This window comes from Acidobacteriota bacterium (genome assembly GCA_016196035.1).
GTDB lineage: Bacteria > Acidobacteriota > Blastocatellia > RBC074 > RBC074 > JACPYM01.
This window is the reverse complement of the sequence record JACPYM010000060.1, coordinates 94,544-109,007: the sequence shown is the minus strand read 5'-3', so window position 1 is coordinate 109,007 and position 14,464 is coordinate 94,544. Positions and strand designations below refer to the sequence as shown.

The following is a 14,464-nucleotide window of genomic DNA, read 5'->3' as shown; positions in this document are numbered from 1 at the left end:
TTGGCCGAATTACAGATCGCTTTCCCGCACCATCTCGCCCACGCTTTTCGCAATGGACAACGCCGCCGTCAGCCCCGGCGATTCCATCCCAATCAGATGAATCACGTTCGCCCATTGCGGGTCGCGTTCGATCACAAAATCGGCGAAGCGGTGGTCGTGTTCGGTCAACAACCGCGCGCGTATGCCGGTGTAACCGGGGCGCAAATCTTCCAGCCGCAAGCTCGGCACCATCTGCACGGCGGATTCATAAAACGCTTCGACCGGCGTGCGGCCGTTTTCGTAATCCTCTTTGCTCGCCACGTAATTCGCATTCGGTCCCAACTGCAAACAACCCGCCGTCGTCTTGGTGAAATGCACGCCCAGGCCGTGCCCGCTCGGCATCGGCAGCGGATAAACCAGGCCATTGACCAAACTCCAGCGGCTCGGCACGACTTCGGCGTATTCGCCCCGGCATGGGTAAACCGTATGTTTGTCGTAGCCGAACAGCCGCGCCACTTCGTCGGCATACAGCCCGGCGCAATTGATGACCAGTCGCGCGCCGAACTCTTCGCGTTGCGTGCTGAGGATGGCGAGGTCGCCCTGCGCCTCTGCGCCCAACAATATCGTGTCGGTCAGGATGTATGCGCCGCGTTCTTTCGCCAAGCGGGCCAGCGCCTTGACGTATTCTTCGGCCTCGACGATGCCGGTGTTGGGCGACCAGAGCGCGACGGGCGAAACCAGATTGGGTTCGCGCCGGCGAATGAAGGATTGGTCAACGATCTGCAAGCCCGCAACGCCATTGGTCGTGCCGCGCGCCTGTAGTTGTTCGAGTTGTTCTGTTTGTTCGAGGCTGTTGGCAACGACCAGCTTGCCAATACGCTGGTGCGGGACGTGGTACCACGCGCAGAATTCATACAGCAGCGCCGCGCCGCGCACACAATGCCGGGCTTTGAGCGAACCGGGCGGATAATAAATGCCCGCGTGAATCACGCCGCTGTTGCGCGTGGACGAACCGAGACCAACACGCGGCGCGGCTTCGAGCAGGAAGACATCATCGTAATGCTGGGCGAGTTCGGCCAGGATGGCGAGGCCGATGACGCCGCCGCCGATGACGACGATGTTGGCGGTGTTTTCAGGACGCATCAGGGTGGGGAGTGCAGTTAGGCAGTTTTGAGTTCGCTTAGATGTTCGCTCAGCCAAAGATTCACCAATGTCTCCGCCTGCAAGCCACGCAGGCGCGCCTGTTCTTCGACTTGCGAATAGACGTTCGGATCGAGCGTGACCCTATGACGGCGTTGAGCGCGCACCTCAAATTCGACTTCGTGGGTTTGATCCCAATAATCGGCTAGGCTGTGGGTATCCCAAAAATCAGCGATCTCTTCCAGCGTGCGCGCTTTCGAGATGCTCGTCAGTTGTGGTTCGTTATTTCCGTTCATAGCGTTTCCGTTCTTTCTTATCCATATCACGCGCGCTCAAGATCAGCGCGGTACGATGGAGTTTGAAGATGTAAAAGACAATCAGATAACGGCCCGCATCGGTCCGTCCAGTTGCAGCATAAAGGTCCTCGCCGGAACGTTCGCCATTCTCAACGAAACGATATTTTGGACGATTGAAGAAGACTTCTTCAACTTCGTCCGGCGCAACGTGATGCTTGACCACCAGTTTATCAACGATGTTGGGCAACCAGATGAAATCATCAATAAGCACTACTGGTTCCTCCGCAAATATCCATTAGCCATGTTTCAAGCTGATGCGTTCCACCTGAATCGCCTTCCCACTCTCTTCATCCACATCCACCAACAACCCATTCAACCGAATGTCACCTTCGCACGGCTCAAATTTTGCCGAGATGCCTTTGAGAAAGCGTTCCAGCACGATGCTGGTTTGCATGCCGATAATGCCGTCGTGCGGGCCGGTCATGCCGAGGTCGGTCAAATAGCCCGTCCCGCCCGGCAAAATCTGTTCGTCGGCGGTTTGCACGTGGGTGTGCGTGCCAACGACGGCGGTGACGCGCCCGTCCAGGTAACGGCCCATGCCCAGCTTTTCGGCGGTCGCTTCGCCGTGCATGTCCACGAGGATGATTTTGACGGCGGGTTCCAGCGCGGCCAGTTGCGCGTCAGCGGCGCGAAAGGGATCGTCAGAAGGCGGCATAAACGCGCGGCCTTGAAAATTGAGCACGGCGACGGGCCTGCCTTTGACCTTGCCAACCCAGCGGCCTTTGCCGGGGACGCCGGGCGCGTAATTGGCCGGGCGCAGCAGGCGCGGCTCTGTTTCGATGAACTCAAGCACTTCGCGTTTGTCGAAGATGTGATTGCCGGAGGTCATCACGTCCACCCCAGCGGCAAAGAGGTCGTGCGCAATGCGCGCGGTGATCGAAAAGCCAGCGGCGGCGTTCTCGACGTTGCTAACGACGAAATCAATCTCGCGTTGTTGGCGCAGGTCATAGAGGCGCTCTTCCAACACGCGGCGTCCGGCGCGCCCAACCAAGTCGCCGGTCATGAGGACTCTGAACATGAATTTTCCTTTCTAGCTTTTAACAGCGCGGGCTAGTGGAATGTATCGCGCGCGATTGGTCAAGCGGGATGAATGACGAAAAGTGAAGCTGGCCGGAGGAAGTAACGAGGGCAACCGCTCAGCCGTAGTGTAGGGTTCACTATAACCTGTCTTAACAGGTGGGAAACCTAAGCCCTGTGGCTTTAGCTCTGGCTCGTGCTATGACGAGGTTGCTAGCCAGGCAGGTAATTGCATCGGCTTCCCTGATAGCGAAATAGGTTAAATTGAATTTCCTACACATACGAACTTCGCAGTCGCCCTGCGATGGCGGGCATACTAAGCCCGCAGACAGCGAGCGTCAATAGGCCGGCACGAACAATTTTCAAGCCGCCAAAGCAGCATTAATGTGCGGCCGGCAACGTTGCAAATTCCAACCAGGCCGCCGCAGTATCCAGGTGGCTGGCGGGTCGCTGGCGCTTTGTTGCGCGCCAAGTTGAGGGAGGGCTTCCCACGGTCTCTCACTCAGCCGCGCGCGCGCACAACCAGGATTTACAAGCCGCCCGGCACCACCACCGTCCAGCTTGAGAAGAGTGACAAGCAGGTGAGATTGCGGCCCCCGGCAAATTGGCCGTTGGTGCTCAAGCTCGCGCCCAACAGCGGGCGGCTGGCGCTCATCTTCATCCAACCCACCGAACCAGCGGGGATGAAGCCGTTGAGGGTGCCGATGACACGCAGGTTGCGCAGCTTGACTTCGGTGTAACAGCGCGCCGAAAAGCTGGTCGAACCCGACGACTCCCTATCGTTATAAATCAGCGTGAAGACACTGATGGCCGTACTGTCGCCAAATAGCAAATTACGCGGCGAATAAATATAAACGCTCGTTTGATCGGTCACCTGACTGTTGAAATTAGAGAGCGCCACCGTGCCCGGCAAGCGCCCATAATTCGCGCCATCGAAATTCAGATTGACGGTGCCGTCGCCATTGTCAATGACGGCGCCATTCAGTTTCGGCACGGCGATGGCGGGCAAATCGGCCTGCCGCCCATCCGCCTGCCAGATATAAGCCGTGCCGGTCAGGTAGTTAAATTGCCGCGGCGCAAAGCCTGAAAACGCCACGGCCACCAAATAGCCTTGCACGCCCGGATCAAAATCGCTGGCAAAAAATTGCGCCGTTTGATTGGGCGTCAAACTGATAAAGCTATCGGCCACGCTGCAAGAATTGCCTTCGACGGCAAACAGGTGCAGCGTTACCGATTGCGTCGTGTTGGTGTTGGTGAGATTGAGTTGGGTGTCTTCCACACGCGGATCAGAACTGTCGCTGGTGTAGCGGCTGAAAAACAGCACGCTGCCGGTCTTGATGTCATTTGGGTCTTGGGCCACCGCCACCGCGCTGCACAACAGCACGGCACACATGGCCATGAGGAAGGTATAGGGCAAACGTTTCATCAGTGAACTCCTTCCGCGCACACTTAGCCAGATGAGGCAAAGCCCCAATCAGACCAAGCCGGCGGGATTAGTCGTTGTCATTACTACGCCTGCACGCCGCAACGGCAGGCCAGGCAATCAATCATTTTCAAGCATTGTGAGGCACCAACTACACAGCCCCCGGTTCAGTGACGAATGCTTTATGAAGACCCGGAGAACTGGTTGCACCGATGGGAAAAGTAGAAAAGAGGCGAGACTCAAAGAACGGAGACAAGTTGCCGTTCCGGCTTGGGACTGAGTTGTTGGGAGAAAACGCGGCGCATGCTAGCACAAGCGTTCAACCGCAGGCGGGGTTTTAATGTGCGGGCCTGAGCGTTGTTTGGGAATTCACCCAGGCCCGCCTTTCAGGCCATTAACTGTATTTCAACCAACGCGCCACTTCCGGCAGCGAAGGCCGTTTGCCATACATCAGCACGCCCACGCGATAGATTTTGGCCGCCAGCCAGATCATAGCGCTGATCGTCACCAGCATCAGCACAATCGAAAGCGCAATCTGCCAGGCGGGCGGCGTCTGAAAGCTGATGCGCATAAACATCAGAATGGGGCTGAAGAATGGCACTAACGAGAGCACTGTCGAGGTCGTCGAGTTCGGGTCTTGCATCACCAGCACCGAGAGCATAATCGGAATCATGATCGTCATCGTCACCGGAATCTGCATCTGCTGCCCGTCCTCTTCGTTCGAGACGATGGCGCCGACAATGGCGTACAACGTGGCATACAGGAAATAACCCAGCACAAAATAGAGCACGAAAAAGAACATCAGCATGGGCGAAAATTTCGGGATCGGCGTATTGGTGAGCTTCAGCAGCGGCATGTTGCCCGCCAGCGTCACCAGCGACCCGGTCACGGCCCAGACGGCGAATTGCGTCAGGCCGACCAGGCCGATGCCGACCAGTTTGCCGAGCATCAATTGCACGGGTTTGACCGAAGACAGCAGCACTTCGATGATGCGCCACTGTTTCTCTTCGATCACGCCGCGCATCACGGTGATGCCGTACACCAGAATCGAAACGTAAATCGCCATAATCAAGCCGAAGGTCAGAAAGAAGGTTTGCCCTTCTTCGCGTTGGCCTTCGCGGTTGATCGTGTCGAGCGAAACTTCGCGGCTCAGGTCGTTGACGCGGTTGGCATCCAAACCGGCTTGCGCCATGCGGCGTCCGACGATGGCTTCGCTGATGGCATCACTGACACGCCCTTTGGTATTCAGGTCGCCGACGTTTTTGGCGAAGTAGGGGAAATGCCCTTTGTCCAAGGCATCTTTGGGTAAGACGACGTAGGCCGACAGTTGCCCGCTGGCGAGTTGCTCGTTCAGCAGTTTTTGCCTGGCGGTGGAGTCTGCCGCGTTGGCCACGACTTCGCGGCGCAAGACGTAGCGATCCGCCTCGCCCTGCTTTTCAGCTTCGCGCTTTTTGTCATTGTCGCGCGTCAGCAACTGTTCGATGTTGCGATATAACTGCTCATCGCCGAATTCGTCCACGATGGCCAGTTGATGGGTCTGATGGCTGCTGAGTTTCACCATCAGCATCGGCACCGTCATATACAGAATCAGCAGCAGCGGGCTGGCAATCGTGCCAAACAGAAAGCCCTTGGAACGCACGCGAATCAGGTATTCGCGTTTGATGATCGCTTTGAGTTTTTCCATTCCATTCACCAGTAGTCGGTAGTCGGTAGTCAGTGGTCGGTAGTCGGTTGGAAGAAGACAGCTATCGGGACCTATTACAAAAGCAGCAACAGTTACCGACTATCGACTACTGACCACTGACCACTGACCACTGACCACTAACTGTATTTCAGCCATTTGAATAATTCCGGCAGCGTCGGTGGTTTACCATACATCAGCACGCCCACGCGATAGATTTTTGCGGCCAGCCAGACCGCGCCCCAGATCGAAAGCAGCAACAACACGATGGACAGGCCGATTTGCCACCACGGCGGTGGCTCGACCGCAATGCGTCCGAACATCAGGATCGGGCTAAACAGCGGCACCATCGAAACGACCGTGGCAAAGAGGCTGTTGGGCTGGCGCAGCACTTGTTCAAGCAACAACATCGGCGCCACGACACTCAGGACGACAGGCATCTGCAATTGCTGGGCGTCCTCTTCCGCCGAAACCATCGCCCCCACGATCAGGAAAAGCGTTGAGAAGAGAAAATAGCCCAGCACGAAATAGACGAAGAAAAAAATCACCAGCATGGGCGGCAAGGGCGGCATGTGAAACGAACTGCTGGTCAGTGAGGATGTGGCAGCGGCCATACTCAGCAACAGCGCCGCGACGATCCACACCGCGACCTGCGTTAGGCTGACAAGACCGATGCCAATCAGCTTGCCCAACATCAAATGAAAGGGTTTGATCGAAGAGAGCAGCACTTCGATGATGCGCGATTGTTTCTCTTCAACCACGCCGCGCAACACCAGTTGCCCGTATATGATGATGATGCCGTACAAAACCACCAACATCCCCAGCGCCAAAATGAAGGCTTCGCTGCCTTTGCCTTGATCGCGCTCGCTGACCACGGTCAGTTCGACCGGCTCCATCAATTCGTCCGCGCGCTTGACGTTGATGCCCTCTTTGACCCAGCGCCGCTCGATCACGGCGGAATTAAAAGCAATGCGCAGCCGCATCGTCAGCGACTGTTCGCGCAGGTTTTGCGTGGCCGTGTGAAAGCTGAGCGTACCTTGCCGGGAAAAAACCTCAGGCGGAACGATCAGGAAACCGGCGACCTGGCCGGTACTGAGTTGCTGGCTCAATTCTCGCATGCGCGTGTCGGTCACGGTGCCCGGCGTGACCGTTTCGTGCGCCAGTTCGTACCGTGTGGACACGGGGCCACGATAAAACAGTTCCTGCGCGAGCGGAAACAGTGCGGCGTCGCCGGTTTGATCGAGCACGACCACTTTGCCGCGTTGGGCCGTGCGCTCCATAAAGTAGCCCGGCGCGAACATCAGCAACGCCCCCAACAGCGGCGTCAGAATCGTCCAGATCATAAAGCCGCGCGAAGTCACACGGGTCAGATATTCACGTTTGATGACGGCAAAAATTTTGTCCATAGGCTTTAACCGGAACGCTTGGCAATTTCTTTCAAACAACGGCGGGTGAAACGCGCCAATTCTTTTTGCTCTTTCAACTGCTGGCGCAGCCGTTGCAACTGTTCGGGCGTATCTACGTCAGAACACAAGGGCAGTTCAATCAAATTCAGGCTCGCTTCCTGGATGCGGCGGCGCGTAACGGCCAGCACTTCATTGGTGCTCCACGGAATATCTTCCAGCACGCGCGGGTGCAGTTTGCGCATGCCGATTAAGTAATAGCCGTCATCTTCTGCCGGGCCGAGCACGATTTCGTCCGCGTCTGTCAGGCTTTCAAACGCCCTCAGCAAATTTTCAGCGGGCAAGGTCGGGCTATCGCCGCCGATGATGACGACGCTGTCAAAGCCATGCTCGAACAGATCGACAAAACAATTTTCCAGCCGTTCGCCCAACGAGTCGCCACGTTGCGCCAGCATCAGCGAGCCTTCGCGCTCAACCTTTTCAAAGGCTTCTTCTTCACCCGCAGGCGTGTAATACAGCACCAGCCGCACCGATTCGCGTTCGTCAGCAACCTCTTCCATCACAGCAAACGTATCGCTCAAAAACGCGGCGTATAAATCGGCGGCGTCCGCGGCAGAGAGCGCACCGATCAAACGGGTTTTGACTTGCCCGGCGAGCGGCGCTTTCGCCATTAAGACCAAAGCTTCTTTTGGATTGGTTACAGACATCTGGTTACGTTGGGACGGTACCGCGCGTGTGAGCAAGCGGCGTCGGCATAGAACGCGCCTTCACCTAACGCTGCCACTTCCGCTTGCTCACGCGCGTGGTACTGTTCCTGATTGCGCGCGGCAACAGCAACAGCGCGTCGCTCACCGCGCGTTCGCCCGCCGCGTCAGACGGACTGTTGACCACTTTATTTTTGATCACCATCGTCGTCGAACCGCCGCCATCCAGGTTGATCGCCTCTACGCAGCCAAGTTCGCGCATCAGCACCGCCAATTCCGGGATGGTCATTCCCACGCTTTGGCGCGGCTGCCGCCCATCTACCGCGACCAGTACGAAGCGGCCATCCGCGCGCCAACCCAGCGCCGTGCGCGGATGGCGGGCGCGGTAAAACGTTTGGATGTTAAAGCCTGACTCGCTCTCGCCCAGCAGTTGCCCGGCGGCCAGCAAACGCGGCCCCGCGCCGATAATCACGTCGGCTTTGAATGGCAGCGGCGGCTCGGCCTTGAATGCCGTTTTGAGCGCCACGCGCACGCCAATGCGCAAATGCTGCAACGCCCATTCACGCGCCGCGCCCTGCGCCGAGAGGACCCAACCGTTTGCCGGGATTACCTGACTGCCCATGCCATCACGCACTGCTGTTACGCGGCCACGCATAATGACGGCTTCCAACCCATCCGCCGCCGTCAATGTCGTGCGATGAAACGCCGGCGTGAAGACGATCAACTCATCCTTTTCGCGCGGACGATTGAAGCCGTTGATTGCGCGCGTCGCTTTGCCTACGTGCAATTCCATTTGCGCCGTAATCACCGCCGTCGCTGCGCGCGTTTGACCGCCGCTTTCAGCCAACGCCAGCGCCGCCCGTCCGTGCGCCGGTTCGCTCAGCCATTGCGCCCGGCTGAACAGCGCGCCCATCTGTTCGCCGCGATAAATGCCCGTCGTGCGGAAGTAGCCGCCATTGATTGCCGCAATGGCGGCACGCCGCGCGGCCAGCGAACTGGTGGTCTCGACGCCGACGATTTCGTCCAGCGCCAAGCCGAGTTCGAGGCGAATCAATTTCGGATCAACGATCAGTGCGTTGATTTGCCAGCGCTCGCTCTCTTCAGCATTGAAATCGCCGCGTTGGATTTGCAAATGTTCCAGACCCGGCGCGATGGTTTCAGTTTGACGTGTCTCGGGCGTCTGCGCCCAGCCGAGCAGCGCATAACAACCAATCAGCACCAGGCTTTTTGCCAAGTTCTGCATTCCGTATTTCACTGCTTCTCGACCCGCTTCGCCTCGTTCCAATAGGCGTCCATCTCAGCCAAATTCGAGTCGGCGCACGAGCGCCCTTGTTCCGCCAATTTCGTTTCAATGTAACCAAACCGGCGGCGGAATTTGCGATTGGCCGATTTCAAGGCCAGTTCCGGCTCGACGCCGAGTTGGCGCGCGATGTTGGTGGCGACAAAAAGCAGATCGCCCAACTCTTCGGCCAGGGCGCTGGGGTCGCGCGGGTCGCGCCGCACTTCGTCGCGCAATTCCTGCACCTCTTCGGCCAGTTTGTCGAAGACATCTTCCAGCTTTTCCCAGTCAAAACCGACCCGCGCGGCCTTGGTCGTCAGTTGGTAAGCTTCGAGCAAAGCCGGCAGCTTAGTCGAAACGCCAGCCAGCAGCGAAGGCTGTTTTTCAGCTTTGCCCGCGTCTTTGCGTTCGGCAGCTTTAATCGCTTCCCAGTTCATCAGCACGTCGGCGGTGGATTCGACTTGCTGATCGCCGAAGACGTGCGGATGGCGGCGCGTCATCTTTTCGTGCACGCGGGTGATCGAATCGTAAATGTCGAAATGCTGACTGTCGTGTGCGATCTGGCCGTAAAAGATGATCTGAAAGAGTAGGTCGCCCAGTTCATCGCGCAACTCAGGCCAGTCTCCGGCCTCAGCGGCTTCGATCACCTCGTAGGCTTCTTCGATCAGCATCGGCCCGAGCGTCGCGTAACTCTGCTCGCGATCCCACAGACAACCGTCGGGCGCGCGCAACCGCGCCATCAATTCCACTAAATCCTGAAACGTCTTTGTTGGCATAACCTGCTTGAACTCCTGCTCAACCCGAGCCTGAAAAATTGCCTGAAAAATAGTTTGCAGCCGTCAGCGTGGTTGGTTAAACTGCGCGGCAGTGGTGCCTGCCCAAAAGAAATTTGAGCAATTGATAAAAACGGAATAGCTGGCGGCGTTCCTCGCTCCATTACACCCGCAACTGTCTCGCTGACTACACACCGAAACTATCCTCCGACGATTTAATCAGCTTGTCATCCCCAAGGAGTTTTACCATGGCTAGCTTGATGCAGCGTCATGCCGTTTCCGATTATCCCCGCCCTCACAATAAAACCCCGCTGTTGCTCTTCAGCGATTGCGCTGAGCGGCTGGATTGGTTGCACGCCTTACTGGCGTATGAAGCAGTGGAAATTCACGTCGCGAGTTCGCTGGAAGAATTGCAAGGCGAATGCGCCTCGGAACACGCGCTGGCGGTAATTGATGTCAATCCCGCGCAATTGCCTCAAGTGCTCGATATCATCCGCGCCAGCCGGGGCCATAGCGAAATCCCCTTGTTGGTCGAAACCAGCCGTTGCAACCAGCCCCTGCTGGCCGGGTTGTTGCCCAAATACCGCGCGATGCCTTGTGGCTTGCGCGAATTGGTCGCCTTGGCTCAGCCTGGGGATGAGCAGACACCGCAATCCATTCGACCAATGCTTTGAAAGGTGGCGATTCGTTTTTCAGATGTCAGTCGCAATGCTAGAATCCGCGCTCGCTTGAATTCACCACTTTGCGGAGGCGCATCCTGTCCGGTGATGGGTGCGGTCTTCAAAACCGTTGTGCCGTAGCGGTAGCTGCGGCAGGTCGGGTTCGACTCCCACACGCCTCCGCCAATCTTTCTTTCTCAACTCACCGCACCAGCGGCTTTCAGCATCGCGCGCACCTGTTCATTGGTCGCGCGCACGCCGCTTTCATCCAGGAACCGATCTATCACCACGCCATCTTTGCCGATCACGTAAACACATGGATACGGAATGCCCGCTTTGAATTCCGCCGGATTGGAAAGTCCGTAGGTGTCCACCACGCGATGCTCAACGTCGGTCAGCAGCGGAAAATCGAGTTGGCCCGGATGTTTGGCAATCTCTTCGGCCATGACGCGCGACTCTTCGTGGGTGTCCAGACTGATGCCTAGAATCTGCACGTTTTGTTTTTCGGCGGGCGAGAGCAATGATTTCAGCTTACCTAGCTGTTCCTGGCAGCCCGTTCAGAAATAGCCGCGATAAAACACCAGCACGACGAATTTCTTGTCGCGGAAGCTGGAGAGCTTGTAGGTCTCGCCATCCGGCGCTTCCAACGCGAAGTCGGGCGCGGTCGTGCCTTTGACCACGCGCTTCAAATCAGTCGCGTGCGGAGCGGGCGTGGGCGAAGGCGCGGACGGCAAGGGGCGCGTCAGTGCGGAGGTATCCGCTTCTTTCTGCTCGCTACAACCGAGCCAGGCCAGCGGCAACAAGCAAAGCAAGACGAGGCAACAACGCTTGAGCATAGTTTTCCTGTTCTGGGCTAACGAAAAGCACACCGCAATGGTAGGACAACCTGCCGAGGTTGTCCCGCCGGGCAATGACGTCTTACGCCACGACCAGACAACCTCGGCAGATTGTCCTACCTGTTTGAGATCAGCCTACGTTGATTTGCAAGCCGGCGCGCGAAATACGATACGGAATGATCTGGCCGCCCGCCGCAGCTAACGCCTGTTCGACATCGGACTTGCGCCCGGCTGCGCAATAAAAGGCCACGCAACCGCCGCCACCCGCGCCACAAACTTTGGCCGCCTGCGCGCCGTGCCGTTGGGAAAGCGTCACCAATTCGTCAATGAATTCGGTCGTGATGCCGGGCACCAATTCGCGGCGGCTGGCCCATTCTTCGGCAAAGAGCGCGCCGATTTGGTCGAAGGCATTGGCGCTCAGGGCGTCGGCCATCTTCAGCGCCGTGTCGCGGATTTTGTCGAAACGCTCAAAAATCAGTTTGTCGCCGTCAATGTGCGACTTGAACATTGACCAGTTGTTGATGCCGGAATTGCGCGGCGCGTAGGTGTAACAGAGCGCCACGCGGGATTCGAGTTGTTCGAGGTCGGTTTCGATGGCTTCACGGATCACCCCTTCGACTTGCAGGCGCACACGCGAGACTGCGCCATACGTCGCCGGGAAATAATCCTGATACCCCGCCGGTACGCCCAGCACCTGCGATTCGACATTGGCGGCAATGAAGGGCAGTTGTTCCAGCTTGAAGCGTTCGCCGGTCAGTTTGTTCAGCGCGCCGCATAGCGCGATGTTCAGCGTCGAAGAACCGGCCAGCCCCGCGCCCGCCGGAGCCATGCAATCGGTCGTGATGGTCAAGCCGGTTTCGGGCTTAAAGAAATAAACCAGCTTGGAAATCAGCGGCAATTCGGCTTCATCGCGCAAGGCGGCGTGGGTGGCGACTTCGACCTTCGTCCCACGATCCAGCGATTCAAAGACGAACTTGCCGTCGGCGCGCGTTTCGACGCGGCAACGGGCGTATTGATCAATCGCAAAATTGATCGTCTGGGCGCCTTCGTGAAACAGATACAGCGGCCAGATGTCCACGGTGCCGCCCGCCAGATCAATGCGCGTGGGTGCTTGTGCTTCGATAATCAATGCCGATCTCCTACAGACCTCAGACCTCAGACTTCAGACCTCAGACCTCAGACTTCAGACTTCAGACTTCAGACTTCAGACTTCAGACTTTTATTTTCCTCTTCGCGGTCGCTCAACAATTGGGGTTCCATTTCGGGCACGCGGCGGCCAATGACATAGCGTTCGAGCAGGAACAGCGCCAGCGACAACGCGCTCGCGACCAGCACCGCGATCAACAGCACCAAGCCGATGCGTTGCACGCGTCCGATGATGACTTCAATCGCGCCGCTGAATGAGTAACCGATGCCGATCAAAATCAGCGCCCAGGCCGCACAACTTATCACAGTCAGCGTCCCGAAGCGGCCAAAGCGCATGTGCGCAAAACCCCAGAAAACAGCGCTGGCCGTGCGCAAGCCGTAAATATATTTGACCAGGAAGATCGAATAGACCCCGAAACGCGCCGACAGCCGTTCCAATTGCGGTTTGGTGCGATGATAAAAATGGCTGTTCTTGATCCACTCTTTGCCGCGATAGCCGAGCAGGAAGCTGATCGAATCGCCGACGACGCCGCCCAGCGTGCTGCACAACAGCGCTTCGCCAAAGGTGAACAGCCCGTGATGCGCCAACACCCCGGCTAAGAGCAGCGTCAGATCGCCCTCGATCATCACGCCGAAAAAGACCGCCCACAGGCCATATTCTTTAATGAGGTTTTCGATTACCATCCAAATCCAGCAGCCGGGCAGAGTTGATGTCTTCCCTTGATCCTTGGGAACAGTCAATTTGCGCCAACCTTCTGAAACACCCGAGCGGTTGTGTGCTGCGCCGTTTGAGTTCCCTGCTACGGCGGGCGAGCGCGCGTAAAGATACTTGAAGCCTTTGGACAGGGCAAGCCAGCCTTCTGTGCGCGCACCACGCTGGCGCGCCAAAATTGACACTCTCTTTCCCCCATTGTTATAGTCCCCGGCAGCCGCTCTAACAGCACAACGAAACACGAAACAAAGAGAGCTTTCATGGCATCGCAAAATCCTCCACAGACAACTGCTGCCAAGATTCCGCCGCAACCGGGTGAACGCCTGGGCGTTGATCTGGGCAGCCATCATATTCGGGTGGGCGTCCTCAATCAGGCCGGCCAATTGAGTGACTTCCATCGCGAAAATTACGCCACCGATCCGCTGGAACCGCGCAATGGCCCAGCGCTGGCCGCGCAATTGCGCGCCCTCTTGCAACAGACGCTGCAAACACATCCGGACCTTGCCGCCATCGGCATCGCATTCCCCGGATTGATCCAGCAACCGGCGCAACGCATTCTCAAACTCGACCACGCGCCGGGGCTGACCGCCCTCAATTTGCACGCCGAATTGCAGGAGGCCTTACCGGTGCCACTGCGCTTCGAGAACAGCGCCAATGCGGCGGCCTTTGCCGAAATGCAAACCGGCGTGGCGCGCGGACGCCAGGATTGGCTCTATTTGCATATCGGCGCGAACGTCAGTGCGGGTTTGATTCTGGGCGGGCAATTGCAACGCGGACAATCGGGGTTGGCGGGCGCGCTGGGCGAAATGGCGATTGACCCCGAACACACGGGCGAATTCGTGCCGCTCGAATCCATGGTTTCGGCTGAGAACATCGTGCGGCGCACCGAACGGCGCTTGCAACGCGATTCGACCTCTTCGCTCTCGCGCTTGAAATTGTTGGGCGGCAGTTACACTTACGACAATATCATCGAAGCGGCCGTGCAAGGCGATGATCTGTCGCGCTTGATGTTGCAACGCACCGGCAAATTTATCGGCATGGCCATTGCCGAAGTCATCAATTTGCTCAATCTTTCGCTGGTCGCCATCGGCGGCGCTCCGGCGGCGCGCAACTTCCTCGTTCCCGCCATTGCCGCAGAAGCGGAGCAACGCGCTGCTGAGATCATCTTCGCCGACTGCCAAATCGTCGCGGCGGAATTGGGCGCGGAAGCCAGCGTCATCGGCGCGGCATTGCTGGCCTAAGAAACCAGAGGGTAGGTGTTAGAGCGGTTTGCCCTTCCTTGCAGGTGGGACGATTTGCCAAATCGTCCCACCTGGTTCCCGTCCACTACAGTGAAATCAGATCTTACGGGAGCGC

16 protein-coding genes and 1 tRNA gene are annotated in these 14,464 nt (G+C 57.7%); 3 read left to right on the top strand and 14 right to left on the bottom strand.

Going from position 1 to position 14,464, the window contains the following annotated elements; genetic code table 11:
• Positions 1–9: 9 nt before the first annotated feature.
• The 10 genes from HY011_18745 to mazG all read right to left on the bottom strand — a co-directional run bounded on the left by HY011_18745 (position 10) and on the right by mazG (position 9,758).
• On the bottom strand, positions 10–1,122 hold the full coding sequence (locus HY011_18745) for an NAD(P)/FAD-dependent oxidoreductase (protein ID MBI3424979.1): 1,113 nt from the start codon (positions 1,120–1,122) through the stop codon (positions 10–12).
• A 17-nt stretch (positions 1,123–1,139) separates the two neighbouring features.
• A complete protein-coding gene (locus HY011_18740; GenBank protein MBI3424978.1) occupies positions 1,140–1,415 on the bottom strand; it encodes a hypothetical protein in 276 nt (91 codons plus the stop codon).
• On the bottom strand, positions 1,402–1,686 hold the full coding sequence (locus HY011_18735) for a BrnT family toxin (protein ID MBI3424977.1): 285 nt from the start codon (positions 1,684–1,686) through the stop codon (positions 1,402–1,404). Before HY011_18735 ends, HY011_18740 begins: the two co-directional genes overlap by 14 nt.
• A gap of 24 nt (positions 1,687–1,710) precedes the next feature.
• The gene (locus HY011_18730; GenBank protein MBI3424976.1) at positions 1,711–2,493 is read right to left on the bottom strand and encodes a TIGR00282 family metallophosphoesterase; all 783 of its coding nucleotides are present in this window, start codon (positions 2,491–2,493) and stop codon (positions 1,711–1,713) included.
• Positions 2,494–3,021: 528 nt separating this feature from the next.
• Complete coding sequence (locus HY011_18725) at positions 3,022–3,918, bottom strand: hypothetical protein (protein ID MBI3424975.1); 897 nt, start codon at positions 3,916–3,918, stop codon at positions 3,022–3,024.
• A gap of 391 nt (positions 3,919–4,309) precedes the next feature.
• Entirely contained in the window at positions 4,310–5,599 is a 1,290-nt protein-coding gene (locus HY011_18720) for an ABC transporter permease (GenBank protein MBI3424974.1), read from the bottom strand.
• 137 nt (positions 5,600–5,736) lie between these two features.
• Positions 5,737–7,002, bottom strand: coding sequence for an ABC transporter permease (locus HY011_18715; protein MBI3424973.1), 1,266 nt, complete (start codon positions 7,000–7,002; stop codon positions 5,737–5,739).
• A 5-nt stretch (positions 7,003–7,007) separates the two neighbouring features.
• A complete protein-coding gene (locus tag HY011_18710; GenBank protein MBI3424972.1) occupies positions 7,008–7,706 on the bottom strand; it encodes a TIGR04282 family arsenosugar biosynthesis glycosyltransferase in 699 nt (232 codons plus the stop codon).
• Positions 7,707–7,770: 64 nt separating this feature from the next.
• A complete protein-coding gene (locus tag HY011_18705) occupies positions 7,771–8,946 on the bottom strand; it encodes a phosphodiester glycosidase family protein (protein MBI3424971.1) in 1,176 nt (391 codons plus the stop codon).
• Positions 8,947–8,954: 8 nt separating this feature from the next.
• A complete protein-coding gene (gene mazG / locus HY011_18700) occupies positions 8,955–9,758 on the bottom strand; it encodes a nucleoside triphosphate pyrophosphohydrolase (protein MBI3424970.1) in 804 nt (267 codons plus the stop codon).
• A gap of 245 nt (positions 9,759–10,003) precedes the next feature.
• Here mazG and HY011_18695 point away from each other — a divergent pair, with 245 nt between their 5' ends.
• Together HY011_18695 and HY011_18690 are read left to right on the top strand one after the other, a co-directional pair.
• Positions 10,004–10,429, top strand: coding sequence for a hypothetical protein (locus HY011_18695; protein ID MBI3424969.1), 426 nt, complete (start codon positions 10,004–10,006; stop codon positions 10,427–10,429).
• Between the two features lie 72 nt (positions 10,430–10,501).
• A tRNA-Sec gene (locus HY011_18690) sits at positions 10,502–10,600 on the top strand.
• A gap of 11 nt (positions 10,601–10,611) precedes the next feature.
• Here the strand turns inward: HY011_18690 and HY011_18685 are convergent.
• The 4 genes from HY011_18685 to HY011_18670 form a co-directional block, all read right to left on the bottom strand.
• Entirely contained in the window at positions 10,612–10,935 is a 324-nt protein-coding gene (locus tag HY011_18685; GenBank protein ID MBI3424968.1) for a redoxin domain-containing protein, read from the bottom strand.
• A gap of 36 nt (positions 10,936–10,971) precedes the next feature.
• Positions 10,972–11,250, bottom strand: a complete 279-nt coding sequence (locus tag HY011_18680) for a redoxin domain-containing protein (protein MBI3424967.1) — start codon at positions 11,248–11,250, stop codon at positions 10,972–10,974.
• A 130-nt stretch (positions 11,251–11,380) separates the two neighbouring features.
• Positions 11,381–12,379, bottom strand: coding sequence for a GHMP kinase (locus HY011_18675; GenBank protein ID MBI3424966.1), 999 nt, complete (start codon positions 12,377–12,379; stop codon positions 11,381–11,383).
• A gap of 68 nt (positions 12,380–12,447) precedes the next feature.
• Complete coding sequence (locus tag HY011_18670) at positions 12,448–13,080, bottom strand: DedA family protein (GenBank protein MBI3424965.1); 633 nt, start codon at positions 13,078–13,080, stop codon at positions 12,448–12,450.
• 288 nt (positions 13,081–13,368) lie between these two features.
• Between HY011_18670 and HY011_18665 the strand changes: the two genes are divergently transcribed.
• Positions 13,369–14,349, top strand: a complete 981-nt coding sequence (locus tag HY011_18665; protein ID MBI3424964.1) for an ROK family protein — start codon at positions 13,369–13,371, stop codon at positions 14,347–14,349.
• The last annotated feature ends 115 nt before the right edge of the window (positions 14,350–14,464 follow it).

What these genes read in the sequence shown, in the direction of transcription:
- HY011_18745 (MBI3424979.1), bottom strand. Translation starts at nt 1,122, where the DNA reads ATGCGTCCTGAAAACACCGCCAACATCGTCGTCATCGGCGGCGGCGTC.
- HY011_18740 (MBI3424978.1), bottom strand. Translation starts at nt 1,415, where the DNA reads ATGAACGGAAATAACGAACCACAACTGACGAGCATCTCGAAAGCGCGC.
- HY011_18730 (MBI3424976.1), bottom strand. Translation starts at nt 2,493, where the DNA reads ATGTTCAGAGTCCTCATGACCGGCGACTTGGTTGGGCGCGCCGGACGC.
- HY011_18725 (MBI3424975.1), bottom strand. Translation starts at nt 3,918, where the DNA reads ATGAAACGTTTGCCCTATACCTTCCTCATGGCCATGTGTGCCGTGCTG.
- HY011_18720 (MBI3424974.1), bottom strand. Translation starts at nt 5,599, where the DNA reads ATGGAAAAACTCAAAGCGATCATCAAACGCGAATACCTGATTCGCGTG.
- HY011_18715 (MBI3424973.1), bottom strand. Translation starts at nt 7,002, where the DNA reads ATGGACAAAATTTTTGCCGTCATCAAACGTGAATATCTGACCCGTGTG.
- HY011_18710 (MBI3424972.1), bottom strand. Translation starts at nt 7,706, where the DNA reads ATGTCTGTAACCAATCCAAAAGAAGCTTTGGTCTTAATGGCGAAAGCG.
- HY011_18705 (MBI3424971.1), bottom strand. Translation starts at nt 8,946, where the DNA reads ATGCAGAACTTGGCAAAAAGCCTGGTGCTGATTGGTTGTTATGCGCTG.
- mazG (MBI3424970.1), bottom strand. Translation starts at nt 9,758, where the DNA reads ATGCCAACAAAGACGTTTCAGGATTTAGTGGAATTGATGGCGCGGTTG.
- HY011_18695 (MBI3424969.1), top strand. Translation starts at nt 10,004, where the DNA reads ATGGCTAGCTTGATGCAGCGTCATGCCGTTTCCGATTATCCCCGCCCT.
- HY011_18680 (MBI3424967.1), bottom strand. Translation starts at nt 11,250, where the DNA reads ATGCTCAAGCGTTGTTGCCTCGTCTTGCTTTGCTTGTTGCCGCTGGCC.
- HY011_18670 (MBI3424965.1), bottom strand. Translation starts at nt 13,080, where the DNA reads ATGGTAATCGAAAACCTCATTAAAGAATATGGCCTGTGGGCGGTCTTT.
- HY011_18665 (MBI3424964.1), top strand. Translation starts at nt 13,369, where the DNA reads ATGGCATCGCAAAATCCTCCACAGACAACTGCTGCCAAGATTCCGCCG.